Origin of the sequence: Azonexus sp. IMCC34842 (assembly GCF_050368855.1) — a bacterium.
Taxonomy (GTDB): Bacteria; Pseudomonadota; Gammaproteobacteria; order Burkholderiales; family Rhodocyclaceae; genus Azonexus; species Azonexus denitrificans_A.
On sequence record NZ_CP178449.1, the window covers coordinates 2427437 to 2445184 of the forward strand.

Below are 17748 nucleotides of genomic sequence, written 5' to 3' on the forward strand. Positions count from 1 at the left end.
AGCCAGTCATGAAATGCGCGGGGGCCGTCACCGGCCCTCTGTTGCGGCCAGGTCAGCCGCGGCTCGCATTTTCGGGGATTAGAATCGGCGCAAGTCTAGCGTAAACGGGTGCTCGGCTGTGATCTCCGCGCCCCCGACCTGCATCTTGCCCGGCGTATGACCGAAGCGGAAGAAGCGCGCCAGACGCCGGCTTTCGGCCTCGAAGGCATTGACCGGGAAGGTATCGAAGCTGCGCCCGCCGGGATGGGCGACGTGGTACTGGCAACCGCCCAGCGAACGCTGCATCCAGGTATCGACCAGATCGAAGACCAGCGGCGCATCGACCCCGATGGTCGGATGCAGGCAGGACGGCGGCTGCCAGGCCCGGTAGCGGACGCCGGCGACGAATTCGCCGTTGGTGCCGGTATTCTGCAACGGAATGGGAATGCCGTTGCAGGTCAGCACGTAACGATCCGGCGCCATGCCCTTGATCTTGACCTGGACGCGCTCGACCGAGGAATCGACGTAGCGCACCGCGCCGCCGGCCGAGCCTTCTTCGCCCATGACATGCCAGGGTTCGAGGGCGTGGCGCAGTTCGAATTCCATGCCCTTGACGGCGAAATCGCCGTATTTCGGGAAGCGGAACTCGAAGTGGGCGGCAAACCATTCGGCCTTGAACGGGAAGCCGGCCATCTGCATTTCTTCCATGACGTCGCGGAAATCCTGCTCGGCGTAAAACGGCAGCATGAAGCGGTCGTGCAGCTCGGTGCCCCAGCGGGTCAGCCGGGCCGGCTCATAGGGTTGCTCCCAGAAGCGGGCGATCATGGCGCGCAGCAGCAGTTGCTGGGTCAGCGACATGCGGGCGTGCGGCGGCATTTCGAAGGCGCGCAGTTCGAGTAGGCCGAGGCGGCCGGTCGGGCCGTCCGGCGAGTAAAGCTTGTCGATGCAGAACTCGGAGCGGTGGGTGTTGCCGGACACATCGGTGAGCAGATTGCGGAGGATGCGGTCGACCAGCCAGGGCGGCACGTCTTCGCCCGGCTTGGGCATCTGGCTGAAAGCGATTTCCAGTTCGTAGAGCCTGTCGTTGCGCGCTTCATCGACACGCGGCGCCTGGCTGGTCGGCCCGATGAACAGGCCGGAGAACAGGTAGGACAGGCTCGGATGGTTGTGCCAGTAGGCGATCAAGCTCTTCAGCAGATCCGGCCGGCGGAGGAAGGGCGAATCGTTCGGCGTCGCGCCGCCGAGCACGAAGTGATTGCCGCCACCGGTGCCGGTGTGGCGGCCGTCGACCATGAATTTCTCGGTGGTCAAACGGGTCAGATGGGCCGCGTCGTAGAGGTGGGTGGTCTGCTCGACCAACTGGTCCCAGCTCTTTGCCGGGTGGATGTTCACTTCGATCACGCCGGGGTCGGGGGTGACGCGGAAATGGGTCAGGCGCGGATCGCCGGGCGGCTCGTAGCCTTCCATGACGACCGGCATCTGCATCTCTTCGGCCGTCGCCTCGACGGCGGCGACCAGTTCCAGATAGTCGTCGAGCTTCTCGGTCGGCGGCATGAAGATGTAGAGCCTGCCTTCACGCGCTTCGGCACACATCGCCAGACGGGTGACCCAGCCGGCGGATTCCTTGAAGCCCGGCGCCGTCTCGGGCACCTTGGCCGTGCCGCGGCCACTGATCGCCTGATAATCGGCGCCTGCGCCACTGGCCTCGGCAAGGCCGGTCGCCGCCGGGCGCAGCGGCTGAACGAACTGTCGGCGGATTTCGGCATGGCTGCGCAGCGGCGGCATCGGCTGCGATTGGTCGGGCGGATTGACGTAGGGATAATCGCTCTTCGCCGCCCACGGCTGCGAATCGATCGGCAGGCGGTAGCCCATCGCCGAATCGCCGGGGAACAGGTAGCAGCGCTCGGCGCGCAGGAACCACGAGCCGGTCTGCCACTGGCCCCACTCGTTCTTCATGACCGGCAGCACGTGACCGACGGTATGGGCCAGGCCCTGGGTGAACACCTTCATCAGGCGTTCGCGCTCGAGCTCGTCGTCGAGCCGCGCATCGAAGGGATCGACATTGCCCGGCAGGCGGCGCTCGCGCCACATGTAGTAGAAGGCATCCTCGAAAGCGGGGAAGACGTATTGGGCGTCGAGCGCCAGCTTTTCCGCGATGCGCTGCATGAAGCGGGCGGAATGTTCGCCGGTTGCGCCGTAATCGCGTTTTTCGTCGGCGTACAGCGCCGGGTCGTGCCAGATCGGCTGGCCATCCTTGCGCCAGAAGCAGTTCAGCGACCAGCGCGGCAGCTGTTCGCCGGGATACCACTTGCCCTGACCGAAGTGCATCAGACCGTTCGAGGCATATTTTTCGCGCAGCCGGTGGAACAGTTCGGCGGCCAGCAGGCGCTTGGTCGGGCCGAGGGCGGCGGTGTTCCATTCGGCGCCGTCCGGGTCGTCGACCGCGACGAAGGTCGGCTCGCCGCCCTGGGTCAGGCGGACGTCGAGTTTGCCCAAAGTGCTGTCGATCTGGTGACCGAGGCTTTCGATCTCGATCCACTGTTCATCGGTATAAGGCTTGGTGACGCGCGGCGCTTCCCAGATGCGGGTCACTTCCATTTGATGGAAGAACTCGGTTTCGCATTCGTCGATGCCGCCGCTGACCGGCGCGGCGGACGATGGCTCGGGCGTGCAGGCGAGCGGGATATGGCCTTCGCCGGCGAACAGGCCGGAGGTCGGATCGAGGCCGATCCAGCCGGCGCCCGGCAGATAGACTTCGGTCCAGGCGTGCAGGTCGGTGAAATCCTTTTCCGGGCCAGACGGACCGTCGAGTGATTTGACGTCGGCCGTCAGCTGGATCAGGTAACCGGAGACGAAGCGCGCCGCCAGACCGAGATGACGGAGGATCTGGACGAGCAACCAGGCCGAATCGCGACAGGAACCGGAGCGCTTGGTCAGCGACTCTTCCGGCGTCTGGACGCCCGGCTCCATCCGGATGGTGTAGCCGATGTCCTTCTGCACCCGGGCATTGAGGGCGACCAGAAAATCGACGCTGCGCAGCGCTTCGCGCGAAATGCCGTCGAGGTATTTCTGGAACAGCGGCGTCGCCGGCAGCTTGTGCAGATAGGGCGTCAGCTCGTGGCGTTCCCAGTCTTCATAAGCGAAGGGAATTTTCTCGGCGTGCGGTTCGAGGAAGAAGTCGAAAGGATTGATGACCGACATTTCGGCCACCAGATCGACCTCGACGCGGAATTCGCGGGTCTTTTCCGGGAACACCAGGCGGGCCAGGTAGTTGCCCTGCGGGTCCTGCTGCCAGTTGATGAAGTGCTTCTCCGGCCCGATCTTCAGCGAGTAGGACAGGATGCGCGTCCGGGAATGCGGACAGGGCCGCAGGCGGATGACTTGCGGCCCGAGATTGACCAGGCGGTCGTAGGAGTAATGAGTGACGTGATTTAGTGCGACGTGAATGGACACGGGCGTGCTCCGTACGAATTGGTTGAAAGGCTTTAAGCAAGACACGAACCAGCTGCTAAGCCACTGTTTTATTTCACGCCGGATTCGACAATGCACCGTGCCAAGGCCTCGAATCGGGCAGTGCGCACCAAATCGGGGCGAAAAACTTGCAGAAACACGCCCCAAAGCAGGGCATGGAACATGCTTCACCCCTGCCATGAATCATTCTGCCCCATCGCCCACCCAGCGCGTCATCAAAATTCGCCGCGACTACAACACCTGGGTCGCCAACGAGACGCTCGAAGACTACGCGCTGCGCTTCACGCCGCGCAGTTTCCGCAAGTGGTCCGAACTCCGCGTCGCCAATACCGCCTTCGGCGCGGCCTCTTTCCTGGTACTCGAGGCGGTCGGCGCGACCATGCTGGTCAATGCCGGCTTCATCAATGCCTTCTGGGCCATTCTGGCGACCGGCCTGATCATCTTCCTGATCGGCCTGCCGATCAGCCACTCGGCGGCCAAGTACGGCCTCGACATGGACCTGCTGACACGCGGAGCCGGCTTCGGCTATATCGGCTCGACCATCACCTCGCTGATCTACGCGTCGTTCACCTTCATCTTCTTCGCGCTGGAAGCCGCCATCATGGCCTATGCGCTGGAACTCGCCTTCCGCATTCCGCCGGCCTGGGGCTATCTGATCTGCGCGCTGGTCGTCATCCCGCTGGTCACCCACGGCGTCACCGCGATCAGCAAGCTGCAGGCGTGGACACAACCGCTCTGGCTGTTCCTGCTGGTGCTGCCCTACGCCTTCGTCTTCATCGACGAACCCGAGGCCCTGAGCGGCCTGTGGCAATACGCCGGCCAACATGGTGACGGCCTCGGCTTCAACCCGCACCTGTTCGGCGCGGCGCTGACCGTCGGCATCGCCATGGTCACCCAGATGGGCGAACAGGTCGATTACCTGCGCTTCATGCCGGAAAAAACTGCGGCCAACCGGCGTCGCTGGTGGTTCGGCGTCATCGTCGGCGGGCCGGGCTGGGTCATCCCCGGCATCCTGAAGATGCTCGGCGGCGCCCTGCTCGCCTGGCTGGCGCTGCGCAACGCGGTACCGGCCGACAAGGCGGTGGACCCCAACCAGATGTACCTGATCGGCTTCTCGCACGTCTTCGACAACACCACGCTGGCGATCGCCGCCACCGCGCTGTTCGTCGTCGTCTCGCAACTGAAGATCAACGTCACCAATGCCTACGCCGGTTCGCTGGCCTGGTCGAATTTCTTCTCCCGGCTGACCCACAGCCATCCGGGCCGGGTCGTCTGGGTCGTCTTCAACACGCTGATCGCGCTGTTGCTGATGGAACTCGACGTCTTCAAGGCGCTCGGCCAGGTCCTCGGGCTGTATTCCAACATCGCCATTTCGTGGATGGCGGCGGTGGTTGCCGATCTCGTCATCAACAAGCCGCTTGGCCTGTCGCCGCCGGGCCTCGAATTCAAGCGCAGCAATCTCTACGACGTCAATCCGGTCGGCGTCGGCGCCATGGGCATCGCTTCGCTGCTTTCCATTGCCGCCTTCGTCGGCCTGCTCGGGCCGGACATCCAGCCCTTCGCCTCGTTCGTCGCGCTGGGCAGTGCGCTGCTCGTCTCGCCACTGATCGCCTGGGCGACCGGCGGCCGCTATTACCTCGCCCGGCCGGCCGTTAAGCCCGCCGCACACAGCCAGAAATGCGCCATTTGCGAACGCGATTACGAAGGCGAGGACATGGCGCACTGCCCGGCCTACCAGGGGCCGATCTGCTCGCTGTGCTGCTCGCTCGATGCCCGCTGCCACGACCTGTGCAAGCCGCAGGCCAGCCTCGCCGCGCAATGGAACGGCGTGCTGCGCCGCCTGCTGCCTGCCGCCGCCCGGCCCTACCTGGAAACCGGACTTGGCCATTACCTGCTGCTGATGAGCGGCATCGTGCCGGTGCTTGCGCTGGTTCTCGGCGTGCTGTACACCCACGAACTGCTCGCCCTCGGGCCGGAGCAGAAAGTGCTGATCGGCGCGCTGCAGGACAGTTTCATCAAGGCCTTCGCGGCGCTGTTGCTGCTCTCCGGCGTCGGCGCCTGGTGGATGGTGCTGACCCAGCAGAGCCGGCAAGTGGCGCAGGAGGAATCGAACCGCCAGACGCAGTTGCTAATGCAGGAAATCGAGTCGCACCAGCGCACCGACAGCGCGCTGCAGAAGGCCCGGCAGATCGCCGAGCAGGCCAACCAGGCGAAGAGCCGCTACATCACGGCGATCAGCCATGAATTGCGGACGCCGCTGAACAGCATTCTCGGCTACGCGCAGATTCTCGACGCCGACGAAAGCGTGCCGCCCAACCGCAAACAGGCGGTCAGCGTCATCCGCAAATCCGGCGATCACCTGCTGTCGGTGATCGAGGGCACCCTCGACATCGCCCGCATCGAAGGCGGCAAGCTGTCGCTCGACGTCCGGGCGATGGACTTCCCCGACTTCATGCAGCAGATCGTCGGCATGTTCGAGCTGCAGGCCCGCAACAAGGGCTTGTCCTTCGACTACCAGCCGGCCGGCGAACTGCCCGCCGTGGTCCGGGCCGATGAAAGGCGGCTGCGCCAGATCCTGATCAATGTGCTCGGCAATGCCATCAAGTTCACCGTGCGCGGCGGCGTCAGCTTCAAGGTCGAATGCCGACGCGACATGGCCATTTTCGACATCCGCGATAGCGGCCCGGGCATCCCGACCGCCGAGCTGGAACGCATCTTCGAGCCCTTTGTCCGCGGCAGCACGGCCCAGGCCGGCGGCAGCGGCGTCGGCCTGACCATCGCCCGCATGCTGACCGACCTGATGGGCGGCGAGATGCAGGTATCCAGCACCGTCGGCGACGGCACGCTGTTCCGCATCCGGCTGTTCCTGCCGCAGCTCCATTCTGCCCAGGCGGCGCGCGAACTGCCGCGCCTCAACCGCATCGGCTATGTCGGCGTGCGCCGGCGCATCCTGGTCGTCGATAACGAAAAGGTCGACCGCGAGTTGCTGCAGAACGTGCTCGAACCGCTCGGCTTCATCGTCGAGCAGGCGGCCAGCGGCTACGAGGCCCTGCTGGCCGTTCCGCGCGGCGCACCACACCTGATCTTCATGGATCTCGGCATGCCCGGCATCGACGGCTGGGAAACCATCCGGCGCATCCGCCAGCAAGGACTGAGCGACGCCCCCATCGCCATTCTCTCGGCCAATGCCTTCGACAAGGGACTGGACAACGATGTCGGCATCGGGCCGGAGGATTTCATCGTCAAGCCGTTGCGGGTGAACGACTTGCTGGCCTGGATCGGCCGCAAGCTGGAACTCGAATGGGTGACCGCCGATGCCCCGGTCGTTCCGCCGCCGCCCAGCGAACCGCCGCCGCTGATTGCGCCGGACGACGACCATCTGGCGGCGCTCGACGAGGTCATCGGCCTCGGCTACCTGCGCGGCATGCTGAACAAGCTGGCCGAAATCGAAAAAATCGACCCGCGGCATGGCGAATTCGTCCGGGTGCTGCGCGATCTGGCGCGACAATTCCAGTTCGATGCGATGAAGGAAATTCTCAGGAAAATGCGTGATGCCAGCCGTTGATCGAAATATCTCCGACATCGTCCTGATCGTCGACGACGTGCCGGAAAACCTGGCGCTGCTCCACGATGCGCTGGACGAAGCCGGCCATACCGTGCTCGTCGCCACCAATGGCGAATCGGCGCTGCAGCGCGCCCGCCAGAGCCTGCCCGACGTCATCCTGCTCGATGCGCTGATGCCAGGCATGGACGGTTTCGAGGTGGCGCGCCGGCTGAAAGCGGATTTCTCGACCCAGCACATCCCGGTCATTTTCATGACCGGCCTGACCGAAACCGAACATGTCGTCGCCGCCTTTGCCGCCGGCGGCGCCGATTACGTGACCAAGCCGATCCGCCCGCCGGAAGTGCTGGCGCGCATCGCCGCCCATATCCAGAATGCCCGGCAGATGCGCCAGGCGCGCACGGCGCTCGATGCCTTCGGCCAGGCGACGGTCGCCGTGCGCGCCGCCGACGGCCGGCTGGTCTGGCAGACGCCGCTGGCCCGCAAGCTGCTCAACGACTACTTCGCCAATCCGGAAGAAATCGCCCCCGACGAGTTGCTCGGCTGGATCGCCGACGCCCACCGGGCGCGCCGCGACAACCACGAACCGGCGGCGCTGCTGATCGCCGACGGCAGCCGGCGCCTGCTCGCCTCCTTCCACGACCAGACCGGCGACGACGAATGGCTGGTTGTGCTGCGCGAGGAAAACGACGCCTCGGCCATCGAATCGCTGATCGCCGCCTTCCGCCTGACCCAGCGCGAAGCCGAAGTACTCTATTGGGTGGTGCAGGGCAAGACCAGCAACGATATCGGCGACATCCTCGGCAACAGCCCGCGGACGGTAAACAAGCACCTCGAGCACGTGTTCGAGAAGCTCGGCGTCGAAACCCGCACGGCGGCGGCCAATCTGGCGATGAGCAAGATGCGCGGAGTGTAGGGGCGGCGCCAAATAGCCGGCCCCGAAAGCAATTAAGCCCGGTCGAGACCGGGCTTAATTGGTACTGCAGCGCAGCAACACCAGCAACTTAGGCGTTGATGGCGGCCTTCAGCTTGGCACCGGCGGAGAACTTGGCCTGCTTCGAGGCAGCGATGGCGAGCGGCTCGCCGGTCTTCGGGTTGCGGCCGGTACGGGCGGCGCGTTCGCCGACCGAGAAGTTGCCGAAACCGATCAGGCTCAGGGCGTCGCCCTTGGCCAGAACTTCGGTGATGATTTCAGTCAGGCCATCGACAGCACGTCCAGCATCAGCCTTGGAAAGATCGCACTTGGCGGCCAGGGCATCAATTAGTTCAGTCTTGTTCATGTTTAATCCGATGAAATTCAAAGGGGCGCCGATTATAGGGCGTCGCCACGGATGTCGCACCTTTCATCGTCAGCGAAAAATATTTTTTTTGGCCCGCTCAAGCAAAAGCGAAGGACAACTGCGGCGAATCTTCCGGTTCTTCGACCTGTTCGACCTGCAGCGAACACTGTCCGGCCCCCTCGGCAATCGCCGCAAATTCCTCGACCGGAAACTCGAGGTGCTCATTCAGCCAGAACGCGCTCTCGGCACGCCCGAGGATCAGCGGCATACGGTCGTTGAGCGATGCCATGGCGGCATTGGCCGGCACCGTCAAGATCGCACAGGTCGTTCCGGCCAGCGGATGCCGATCAAAAATCCCGGCCAGCAGCAGCGGCTTGCCCCTGGCCTGGCTGACCCGCATTTTCCGTTTTTCGCCACCGGCCAGGGCTTGCCACTCGAAGAACGCGGTGGCCGGAATCAAGCAGCGGTTGCGTTTCAGGATCTTGCTGTAGAACGGCGTCGTCGCCAGTCCTTCGCTGCCCAGGTTGATCAGGGGGCTGCGCGGCTCCCGGTCGAGAAAGCTGCCGACCAGCCCCCACCGGGCATTGCCCGCCAGGTAGCCGGTGCGGTTGCCGGTAAATATCAGCAGCGAATCGGTCGGCTGCATTTCCTCGGCGCCGGGCATCTGACGCTGGGCCAGACGCAGCGGCTGGAAATGCCTGCTCAGGTCCTTGGCCGTTGCCTTGAGTTCATAGCGCCTGCACATTGGGGATTTTCCAGCGTCACGATAACTGTAATTTTATACAGTTATTAGCCAGTCCACAACAATGATTTTTCAGGGGTGAGCTTCTCGCCATCGCCTGCCGGCAAACAGGTGTCGGCGGCGTCATAAGCTTTCACTAAATTAGTGCGCCTTGTGTATAGTTCTCCGAAAGCTGCAAGAGCAAAAGACGGTGTTTCTTCGCCAGAAACAGACTCCTTACATCCAGACAGAGGACGACTTAACTCATGCACCTCCAGATCAAACAGAAGCTGGTCATTCTTGTTGCCGTCGCCCTGCTCGCCCTGCTCAGCGTCGGCGCTTTCTCCTTCAGCCAGGCCAACAAGCTGAGCAACGCCCTGAACGAGGCGATCGAGCAACACGCCAGCGTCGTCGAGGCGGTCAACAAGGCGCGTGGCGCCCAGGTACATTTCAAGATACAGGTCCAGGAATGGAAAAACATCCTGCTGCGCGGCAAGGATGGCGAGGCCTTCAACAAGCACCTGAAGGGTTTCGAGGACGAAGAAAGCGCCGTCAGGACACGCCTCGAGGAGGTCAAGGCGGCCGCCGGGAAACTCGGGGTGGTCGAACGTCTGAAAATCGACGCCGCACTGTCCAGTTTCGAGAAACTCGGGCAGACCTATCGCGAAGCGCTCAAGCAATACGACCGCAGCGCCAGCGACCCGGGCAGCGTGGTCGATAAACTCGTTCGTGGCGTAGACCGGGCGCCGACCAAGGCGATCGACGAGATGGTCGGCGAGATGGAGAATATTTCGAAGGAGCTCTACAGCGCAGAAACCCGAAACGCGGCCGAAACCTTTGCCGCGGTGAAAATGGGCCTGGCTCTTTTCCTGATTGGCTCGCTGATCGTGCTGACGCTGCTCGCCGTGATTTTCGTCCGCTCGATCACCGGCCCGCTGCAAAACCTCGAATCGACGATGACCCTGATCGCCGAAAACGGCGACCTGACCAAACGCGCCGACCTCCAGCATCAGGATGAAATCGGCCGGATGGCCGGCGCCTTCAACAAAATGATGGCCCAGCTGCAAAGGATCATTGGCGAAGTGCACGGCGCCAGCAAGCAGGTCAGCTCGGCCTCCGAGCAGTTGGCCGGTTCGTCACGGGCGCTGGCCGACGTTTCCGAGCAGCAGTCGAACGCCGTGGCGACCAGCGCGGCAGCCATCGAAGAGCTGACGGTGGCGATCACCTCGGTTTCCGAAACGGCGCGCGATGTCCATGCCCAGGCCGAGGACAGCGTCGAACGGACGACCGATGGCTCGCACAAGGTGGCAACGCTGGTCCTCGAAGTTGGCCACATCCACGACAACATGAATGAAATCGCCCGCACGGTCGCGGCATTCATCACCAGCACCCAGGCCATTACCGGCATGACGCAGGACGTCCGCGACATCGCCGACCAGACCAACCTGCTCGCCCTGAATGCCGCCATCGAAGCGGCGCGGGCCGGCGAGGCCGGGCGGGGATTTGCCGTGGTGGCGGATGAAGTTCGCAAGCTGGCCGAAAAATCCGGCAAATCGGCAATCGAAATCGATAGCGTGACGCGTTCGATCATCGAGCAGTCGAATGCCGTTCAGCGGGCCATCGCAGCCGGCGAGCAAGCGATTGAAGCGAGCACCAGGCTGGCCAGCGAAGTCGAAAGCGCGCTCGAACATTCGCGCGACTCGGTGACGCATTCGAAACACGGCGTCACCGAAATCAGCAACTCGGTTTCCGAGCAGCAGACAGCCTCGACCGAAATCGCGCAAAGCATGGAACGCATCGCCAACATGGTCGAAGAAAACAATGCGGCGGCACAATCGATCAGCGCCTCGACGAACGACCTGCGCTCGCTTTCGCAGACCCTGTCGAAAGCGGTCTCGGGCTTTCGCGTGGCGTGAATTCGCCGTGGCAAAATGCCGAATCGGGCGACTGTCCGGCATCGGCATCGTGCATTGAACCTTTCGCCCCGGCCGACAGCCTGACGCTCAAGCACCACGGGCATTTCTTTCATCCTTCGATATTCCGAACACCGATCGCTTTTTTGCCCCGCAACGAGACGGCCGGTCCAACCAGAGAAACAAAATGTTGAATTTCACTTTCCACAATCCGACGAAAATTATTTTCGGCAGCGAAACGATTCAAAAGCTGAACGAACTGGTTCCCGCCCAGGCTCGTGTGCTGATCCTCTACGGCGGCGCCAGCGCCAGAAAGAACGGCACGCTCGATGAAGTCAAGGCGGCGCTTGGCCAGCGTACCGTTCAGGAATTCGGCGGCATCGAGGCCAATCCGACCTTCGAGACGCTGATGCGCGCCGTCGACCAGGTCAGAAACGAGAAACTCGATTTTCTGCTGGCGGTGGGCGGCGGTTCGGTGATCGATGGCAGCAAGTTCGTCGCGGCGGCGGTTCCGTTTGCCGGCGATCCGTGGGAAATCATGCTTGCCCACGGCGCCAATGTGCAGGGCGCCCTGCCCCTGGCCAGCGTGCTGACCTTGCCGGCCACCGGTTCGGAAATGAACAATGGCGGGGTGATCACGCGCAAGGAAACGAAAGCCAAGCTGGCCTTCATGAGCAAGCATGTGTTTCCGCTGTTTTCGATTCTCGATCCGACGAAAACCTACACGCTGCCGCCCGAACAGATCGCCAATGGGGTGGTCGATGCCTATGTGCACATCGTCGAGCAATACCTGACCTACCCGGTGCACGGCATGGTCCAGGATCGCTTTGCCGAAGGCCTGCTGCAAACCCTGATCGAACTCGGGCCGAAAGTGCTGGCCGACCCGAAGAATTACGAAAACCGGGCCAACCTGATGTGGGTGGCGACCCTCGCACTCAACGGGCTGATCGGCGCCGGCGTGCCGCAGGACTGGGCGACGCACATGATCGGCCACGAAATCACCGCGCGCCATGGCATCGACCACGCACGCACGCTGGCCATCGTCCTGCCGTCCCTGCTCAATGTCCAGCGCGCCGACAAGCGCGCCAAGTTGCTGCAATACGCCGAACGGGTCTGGGAAATCAGCGTCGGCGACGAAGACAAGCGGATCGATGAAGCCATTCGCCGCACCGCCCAGTTCTTCGAGCTTCTCGGCATCCCGACCCGCCTGTCGGCCTATGGTATCGGCGTCGAGGCCATCGACACGCTGGTCAGCCAGCTCGCCGCGCACGGCATGACGACACTCGGCGAGCATCGCAACATCACCCCGGAAGTCAGCCGGAAGATACTCACCGGCGCTCTCTGAGCGGGGCGCGGCATCGCCGGCTGGTTCAGTTGAGATCGCGGACGCGGAACCAGCCGGCGATGCTTCGCCGGTTGTTGTGGGCGGCGAGTACCTGGTGCGGAAACGACTCGCTCAGGAAGATGATCATCTTGCCGAAGGTCGGGTTCACCGTGGCGATGACCGTATCGCCGTCCGGCTTGAACAGCACCAGTTCGCCACCGTCGCTCGCCTGCCAGTCTTCGTTCAGGTAGAAAACCGTCGAGAGTATCCGGTTTCGCTTGCCGCTCAACACATCGGAATGCCTGGCATAGGCGGCCCCGGCGCCATAAATGGCGTAATGGCACTCGTAATCGAACAAGCCGAGATAAAGGGCTGCATTCAGCCCGGCCCGCAGGCTTTCCATCCAGTTCAGATAGGCGTTGTCGGTGCTGTCGCTGGCGTCCAGCCAACTGATCACGTCACCGCGTATCGTGTCGATTTGTTGTTTGGCGGAACCTCGGCCGATCTGCGCGGCGTGAAATTTCTGATGTTCGTCGTCGTGACAACGAGCAAACAGCAGCGCCGACAAATTTTCGACCAGCGGTTTGTCCAGAACGATGTATCCGACGTGCTCCAACTGCTCGGCAATGGCTGCGATGTTCATCGTTGTGGAATATTCAGTCCGTAAACTACCGCTTTGGCACGCAAATCCGTGGAGTGCTCAACAGTGAGTCACCCTTCACACACAGTAACACGCCCCCTTGTCGTTTAAACTTGCCCGATGATTTCCACTCCGTTATGGTTTTTGCTGGTTGGCGGTCTGCTGCTTTTCATGGCGCTGACGACTTCCAGACTCAAGGTTTCTTCCGCCATCATTTATCTCGCCGTGGGCCTGTTGGTCGGGCCTACCGTACTGAATGTCTTTCACTTCAACCCGCTGAAACAGTCGGCGCTGCTCGAGGTACTGACTGAGGTCGCGGTATTGATATCGCTGTTTTCGGCCGGCGTCAAAATGCCCGCGCCGCTCAGCTTCAAGCGCTGGCGCACTCCGGTCTTGCTGGCCACGGTATCGATGACGGCCAGCGTCGCGATGGTCGCCGCCTTCGCTTACTACCTGTTCGATCTGCCGCTCGGCGCCTGCATCCTGCTCGGCGCCATCGTCGCCCCGACCGATCCGGTACTGGCCACCGACGTGCAGATCCGCCATCCGGGCGATCACGATCAACTGCGCTTCACGCTGACCTGCGAAGCCGGCATGAACGACGGCAGCGCTTTCCCCTTCGTGATGCTCGGCATGGGGCTGCTCGGCCTGCATGAAGTCGGCGAAACCGGCCTGCGCTGGGTGATGTTCGACGTCTTGTGGGCGACGCTGGCCGGCATTGCCGTCGGCGTGCTGTGCGGCACACTGTTGGCCCGGTTGACCTGGAAGATCCGCGGCGAGCAGCAGGGTCGGGAACTGATGGACGATTTTCTCGGACTCGGTCTGATCGGCGTCGTCTATGGCATCAGTGTGCTGATCGACGCCTGGGGATTCCTGGCAGTGTTCTTCGCCGCCGTCGCGCTCCATCAGACTGAGCTGAAACTGGCCGGCCGGGTCAAAGGCAGCCCGGCAGCGCCCGACACGCCGGCGACCGAAGGCGAAACCGTGGCCGAACCGCCGGCCCTGGTCAGCGAAGGCTCGCTGGTATTCAAGGAACACCTCGAACGCCTGTCGGAAGTGCTGCTGATCCTGCTGGTCGGCGGCATGCTCTTCGTCGATTCATGGAGCTGGCGCGCCGTCGGCTTCGCGGTCTTCCTGTTCGCCGTGGTCCGCCCGGTCAGTGTGCTGCTCGGCATGCTGGGCAGCGGCGCCTCGTGGCGGATGCGCGGCCTGATCGGCTGGTTCGGCGTGCGCGGCATCGGTTCGCTGTACTACCTGATGTACGTGATCCAGCACGGCTTGCCGGAAGCCCTGTCGTTGCAGCTCATCCAACTGACCCTGGTGGTAGTGACGCTGTCGATCGTGGTACACGGCGCCAGCGTCAAGCCCTTGCTGAATATTTTCTGGCGGCGCCAGCGGCCGCACTAGTCGGCTGCTCGAACTTACAGCTTGTTACACACCGGCGGTCGGCGACAACGGCGTCCGCCCGTTATATGAATACGTTACTCAAAGGAACATCAATCACATGAAACGCTTTCTGATCACGCTATCGGCACTGTGCTGCACGCTGGGCACGCCGGCCATGGCCTCCGATGTGGCGGTTTCGGTCAATATCGGCCAACCGGGTTTCTACGGGCAGATCGATATCGGCGGCTTTCCCCGACCCCGCCTGCTTTACCCCCAGCCGGTCTTCATCGAGCGCGTGCCGGTCGGCCGCCCGCCGGTCTATCTGCGCGTTCCGCCCGGCCATGCCAGGCACTGGCGCGACCATTGTTACGAGTACCGGGCCTGCGGCGAGCGCGTCTACTTCGTCAGGGACGACTGGTACAACCGCGAATATGCACCGCGTTATCGTGATCGGCATGGTGACCGCGACGGCTACCGCGGCGATTACCGCGACGACCGGCGCGACCACGAGCGCTGGGACAATCGCCAGGAACGCCGCGGCGACGATCACGACCGGGGACACGGCCACGGTCACGGCCGCGACCACTAAGGGGATTCAGGAAATTCCGTCGTTCGGGGGGCTGTTGCCCCCCGAACTGTTTGCATCACCGGCATCCGCCCCCGGCCTTCAACGCAAGCCGCCGTATTCCTCGACCAGCCGGTCGTAATGAGCGTGCGCTTCGCTCTCCAGCAAGGCCGCCGCCGACCATTCGCGGAGCGCCGGATGGGCCAGCAGGGCATCGCGATAAGCCGCCGCGACGGGCGGCAGACTGACGTTATAGATGTCGAACCGGCAGACGATCGGCGCGAACATCGCGTCGGCCACGGAAAAACTGCCGAACAGCCAGGGGCCATCGGCCGTGGCAAAGTCGCGGCGGGCTTCGCTCCAGATTTCACTGACCCGGTCGATATCGCGCTGAACTTCAGGCGTCGCCGGCCGGCCTTGCAGTTTGAGCTTGAGGTTCATCGGCATCGCCGTCCGCAGGTGGGCGAAACCGGCATGCATCTCGGCCGAAATGCTGCGCGCCCGGGCGCGGGCCCGGGCATCGGCCGGCCACATCGCCGGGTAGCGCTCGGCGAGGAATTCGGCAATGGCGATGCTCTCCCAGACCTGAAAGCCGTCCTCGTGCAGACAGGGCACCCGGGCGTTGCCGGCCAGCGGCTTGAGCGCCGGGTTGTAATCGCGCCCGGCCACCGAAACCATATGTTCGGTGAAGGGCACGGCGAAATGCTTCATCAGCAGCCAGGGGCGCAGCGACCAGGACGAGTAGTTCTTGTTACCGATATAGAGATCGAACATCAGATTTTGCTCCGCTAAGATAAAACACCGCTGTTGGACTGGCCGATCAGCGCCAGGTTGCGAAACGGCAGCCAGCCACGCCACCAGCCGAATGAAGATGCGGTTGGCGGGCTGATCGACAGCACGCCGCTGCCTTCGATCAGGATCAGCCCTTTCGGACACCGCACCCGCTCGCCTGGCCGCAGGACATGGTCGATGCGTTCGCGGCCGGCAGTCAGCCACAGCTCGCCCTGCTCGCAGGCAATATTCACCGGCCGCCCGCCATCGACACGGAGGACTTCGCCGGGATAGAGCAGAAAGCGGGCGTATGTAACCATGACTACCATCCAGATTAGATGCTCACAATCTACGCCAGCCAGCAGAGAGAAAGAACCGATTTCTTTTCCCGTTAAACGTTAGAATTTCTAACATGAAAAATATCCCACCCCTGCCCGCCCTGCGCGCCTTCGAAGCGGTCGCCCGCCTCGGCAGCGTCGTCAAGGCCGCCGACGAACTGCACGTGACGCACGGCGCGGTCAGCCAGCAACTCCGCACCCTGGAAGAATATCTCGCCCTGGCGCTGTTCACCCGTCATGGCAAGCGGCTGAGCATTACCGAGGACGGCCGCATCTACGCGCTGCGCCTGCGCATGGCGCTGCAAGACATTTCCAGCGCGACGACGGACGTGCTGTCGCTGCCGCGGGCCGATGAACTGATCATCGCCATCCTGCCCTCCTTCGGCGCCAACTGGCTGGTCCGTCGCCTGCCGCGCTTCCTGGCGGCGCACCCCGACCTCAAGCTCCACCTGCGGGCCAGCCTGGAACTGGTCAATTTCCAGGTTGACCGGGTCGATGCGGCGATTCGCATGGGGCCGGGCGGCTGGGAAGGCACCTCGCAGATCCAGTTGTTTGCCGACGACCTGATCGCCGTCGCCGCGCCGCACTTCAACGGCGGCCAGCTGCCGCGGTCTCCGGCCGAAATCCTGGCCGCCCCGCTGATCCGTTCGGTGGAAAGCTGGAGCAACTGGATCGCCGCCGCCGGACTGCCTGAAACCCAGCTCAGCGGGCCGGTGTACAGCGATTCGAATCTGGTCATCGAAGCCCTGCGCCAAGGCCAGGGCGTCACCCTGACCCGCCGCTCGCTGGTGCACGATGCGCTGCGCCAGGGCGAACTGGTCCAGCTCTCGGCCATCACCGCCCCCTACCAGAACCCGTACTGGCTGGTCTGGCCGATGCGCAGCCATGGCACCGCCAAGCTGCGCGCCTTTGCCGACTGGCTGACAGCGGAAGTCGGCGATTATCTCGCCGACGTGCGGGGAATTCCGACCAAGTTGCCCTGATCTGGCCGAGCGCGAGCCAACGGCGGCTAGAATGGGGCGCAACACTTACCGCCGGAGCAAACGCATGGCCCATACGAAATCTTGTGAAGTCGGTCTTGCCGTCAAGACCACCGCCGAGTTGCTGCAGGGTCTCGAGACGCTGCGCGAGACATGGAAACGCGATCCTTCCGCCGTGCCCAAGGGCCTGTCCTGTTCGGAATCCAAGGAGGGGCAGTTCGTCCTGGTCGCCGCCGAAGCGGCTTTCGTCACCTTGCCCGGCGCCTGCGTCATCAAGGGAGTCGGGGCCATCGAACTGGCCGGCAGCGATGCGGTTTTCGAAGCCGGGGCGCATTCGAAAACCCTGATCGTCAAAGCCACGCCGGACGGCTGGACGTTTTCCGTCAAGTTCGTGGTGCCGATCGTGCGCGAGAGAAACCTGCTCAAGGATGGGGCATGAAACGAAAACCCAGCCACGCCACGACAATGACCGAACAGACCGGGATCGCGACCGAAAACAGCACGTAGAACGGAATGCAGATCCAGTGCCCTTCGAAGAGCAGCGCGCTCAGGCCACCGGCGGCGAACAACGAGCCGCTGAGCACGATCCAGCGGCGCAGATAGGTCGGCAGCCAATGCGATTGGGCCTGGTTGTGCTGCCACGCCGCATTCCGCTCGAACAGGTTGCCGCGGGCCACGTCATGAAACAGCCAGCCAAAGAAGAAATACCGGTAGAGCACCGACGGGGTATTTTTCGTTTGCATGGATGAATTCCAGGAGAACTCATCGACAGACAACGCCGGCGCGCGGATGTTCAGCCAGGCCGGCATTTTCCTTAC

At 63.2% G+C, this 17748-nt stretch carries 15 protein-coding genes; 8 read left to right on the forward strand and 7 right to left on the reverse strand.

The features are described from left to right. Positions 1–78 precede the first annotated feature (78 nt). Positions 79–3432, reverse strand: coding sequence for a DUF2126 domain-containing protein (locus tag ACLIKD_RS11515; RefSeq protein WP_428825168.1), 3354 nt, complete (start codon positions 3430–3432; stop codon positions 79–81). Positions 3433–3628: 196 nt separating this feature from the next. On the opposite strand from ACLIKD_RS11515, the gene ACLIKD_RS11520 reads away from it, so the two are divergent. After that, the gene (locus ACLIKD_RS11520) at positions 3629–7015 is read left to right on the forward strand and encodes an ATP-binding protein (protein ID WP_428825169.1); all 3387 of its coding nucleotides are present in this window, start codon (positions 3629–3631) and stop codon (positions 7013–7015) included. Then, positions 7002–7928 carry a response regulator gene (locus ACLIKD_RS11525; protein ID WP_428825170.1) on the forward strand — a complete coding sequence of 309 codons (927 nt, stop codon included), beginning with the start codon at positions 7002–7004 and terminating at the stop codon, positions 7926–7928. Before ACLIKD_RS11520 ends, ACLIKD_RS11525 begins: the two co-directional genes overlap by 14 nt. Positions 7929–8016: 88 nt before the next feature. Here the strand turns inward: ACLIKD_RS11525 and ACLIKD_RS11530 are convergent, their stop codons facing one another. Together ACLIKD_RS11530 and ACLIKD_RS11535 are read right to left on the reverse strand one after the other, a co-directional pair. After that, positions 8017–8292 carry an HU family DNA-binding protein gene (locus ACLIKD_RS11530; protein WP_226416290.1) on the reverse strand — a complete coding sequence of 92 codons (276 nt, stop codon included), beginning with the start codon at positions 8290–8292 and terminating at the stop codon, positions 8017–8019. A gap of 97 nt (positions 8293–8389) precedes the next feature. Beyond that, positions 8390–9037, reverse strand: a complete 648-nt coding sequence (locus ACLIKD_RS11535) for an SOS response-associated peptidase (RefSeq protein ID WP_428825171.1) — start codon at positions 9035–9037, stop codon at positions 8390–8392. Between the two features lie 242 nt (positions 9038–9279). On the opposite strand from ACLIKD_RS11535, the gene ACLIKD_RS11540 reads away from it, so the two are divergent. Together ACLIKD_RS11540 and ACLIKD_RS11545 are read left to right on the forward strand one after the other, a co-directional pair. Next, positions 9280–10929, forward strand: coding sequence for a methyl-accepting chemotaxis protein (locus tag ACLIKD_RS11540; RefSeq protein WP_428825172.1), 1650 nt, complete (start codon positions 9280–9282; stop codon positions 10927–10929). A 184-nt stretch (positions 10930–11113) separates the two neighbouring features. After that, positions 11114–12271 (forward strand): iron-containing alcohol dehydrogenase, encoded by a 1158-nt coding sequence (locus ACLIKD_RS11545; RefSeq protein WP_428825173.1) that lies wholly within the window; start codon positions 11114–11116, stop codon positions 12269–12271. A gap of 25 nt (positions 12272–12296) precedes the next feature. On the opposite strand, the gene ACLIKD_RS11550 is transcribed toward ACLIKD_RS11545, so the two are convergent. Next, a complete protein-coding gene (locus tag ACLIKD_RS11550) occupies positions 12297–12893 on the reverse strand; it encodes a 2OG-Fe(II) oxygenase (RefSeq protein WP_428825174.1) in 597 nt (198 codons plus the stop codon). Positions 12894–13061: 168 nt separating this feature from the next. Between ACLIKD_RS11550 and ACLIKD_RS11555 the strand changes: the two genes are divergently transcribed. Both ACLIKD_RS11555 and ACLIKD_RS11560 read left to right on the forward strand, forming a co-directional pair. Next, positions 13062–14297, forward strand: coding sequence for a cation:proton antiporter (locus tag ACLIKD_RS11555; RefSeq protein WP_428825175.1), 1236 nt, complete (start codon positions 13062–13064; stop codon positions 14295–14297). Between the two features lie 97 nt (positions 14298–14394). Beyond that, the gene (locus ACLIKD_RS11560; RefSeq protein WP_428825176.1) at positions 14395–14865 is read left to right on the forward strand and encodes a hypothetical protein; all 471 of its coding nucleotides are present in this window, start codon (positions 14395–14397) and stop codon (positions 14863–14865) included. 78 nt (positions 14866–14943) lie between these two features. On the opposite strand, the gene ACLIKD_RS11565 is transcribed toward ACLIKD_RS11560, so the two are convergent. After that, positions 14944–15615, reverse strand: a complete 672-nt coding sequence (locus ACLIKD_RS11565; protein WP_428825177.1) for a glutathione S-transferase — start codon at positions 15613–15615, stop codon at positions 14944–14946. A 14-nt stretch (positions 15616–15629) separates the two neighbouring features. Next, positions 15630–15932, reverse strand: a complete 303-nt coding sequence (locus ACLIKD_RS11570) for a DUF2917 domain-containing protein (protein ID WP_428825178.1) — start codon at positions 15930–15932, stop codon at positions 15630–15632. Positions 15933–16024: 92 nt separating this feature from the next. Here ACLIKD_RS11570 and ACLIKD_RS11575 point away from each other — a divergent pair, with 92 nt between their 5' ends. Together ACLIKD_RS11575 and ACLIKD_RS11580 are read left to right on the forward strand one after the other, a co-directional pair. Then, entirely contained in the window at positions 16025–16933 is a 909-nt protein-coding gene (locus tag ACLIKD_RS11575) for a LysR substrate-binding domain-containing protein (protein WP_428825179.1), read from the forward strand. Between the two features lie 64 nt (positions 16934–16997). Beyond that, complete coding sequence (locus ACLIKD_RS11580; RefSeq protein WP_226471083.1) at positions 16998–17369, forward strand: hypothetical protein; 372 nt, start codon at positions 16998–17000, stop codon at positions 17367–17369. Here the strand turns inward: ACLIKD_RS11580 and ACLIKD_RS11585 are convergent. Further along, complete coding sequence (locus ACLIKD_RS11585) at positions 17353–17739, reverse strand: hypothetical protein (protein WP_428825180.1); 387 nt, start codon at positions 17737–17739, stop codon at positions 17353–17355. The two genes, ACLIKD_RS11580 and ACLIKD_RS11585, sit on opposite strands and share 17 nt — an antisense overlap. Positions 17740–17748: the final 9 nt, after the last annotated feature.

Coding starts and splice junctions, on each gene's coding strand:
- ACLIKD_RS11520 (WP_428825169.1), top strand. CDS start 3,629: ATGAATCATTCTGCCCCATCGCCCACCCAGCGCGTCATCAAAATTCGC.
- ACLIKD_RS11550 (WP_428825174.1), bottom strand. CDS start 12,893: ATGAACATCGCAGCCATTGCCGAGCAGTTGGAGCACGTCGGATACATC.
- ACLIKD_RS11555 (WP_428825175.1), top strand. CDS start 13,062: ATGGCGCTGACGACTTCCAGACTCAAGGTTTCTTCCGCCATCATTTAT.
- ACLIKD_RS11545 (WP_428825173.1), top strand. CDS start 11,114: ATGTTGAATTTCACTTTCCACAATCCGACGAAAATTATTTTCGGCAGC.
- ACLIKD_RS11525 (WP_428825170.1), top strand. CDS start 7,002: ATGCCAGCCGTTGATCGAAATATCTCCGACATCGTCCTGATCGTCGAC.
- ACLIKD_RS11585 (WP_428825180.1), bottom strand. CDS start 17,739: ATGCCGGCCTGGCTGAACATCCGCGCGCCGGCGTTGTCTGTCGATGAG.
- ACLIKD_RS11530 (WP_226416290.1), bottom strand. CDS start 8,292: ATGAACAAGACTGAACTAATTGATGCCCTGGCCGCCAAGTGCGATCTT.
- ACLIKD_RS11570 (WP_428825178.1), bottom strand. CDS start 15,932: ATGGTTACATACGCCCGCTTTCTGCTCTATCCCGGCGAAGTCCTCCGT.
- ACLIKD_RS11575 (WP_428825179.1), top strand. CDS start 16,025: ATGAAAAATATCCCACCCCTGCCCGCCCTGCGCGCCTTCGAAGCGGTC.
- ACLIKD_RS11540 (WP_428825172.1), top strand. CDS start 9,280: ATGCACCTCCAGATCAAACAGAAGCTGGTCATTCTTGTTGCCGTCGCC.
- ACLIKD_RS11535 (WP_428825171.1), bottom strand. CDS start 9,037: ATGTGCAGGCGCTATGAACTCAAGGCAACGGCCAAGGACCTGAGCAGG.
- ACLIKD_RS11580 (WP_226471083.1), top strand. CDS start 16,998: ATGGCCCATACGAAATCTTGTGAAGTCGGTCTTGCCGTCAAGACCACC.
- ACLIKD_RS11565 (WP_428825177.1), bottom strand. CDS start 15,615: ATGTTCGATCTCTATATCGGTAACAAGAACTACTCGTCCTGGTCGCTG.
- ACLIKD_RS11560 (WP_428825176.1), top strand. CDS start 14,395: ATGAAACGCTTTCTGATCACGCTATCGGCACTGTGCTGCACGCTGGGC.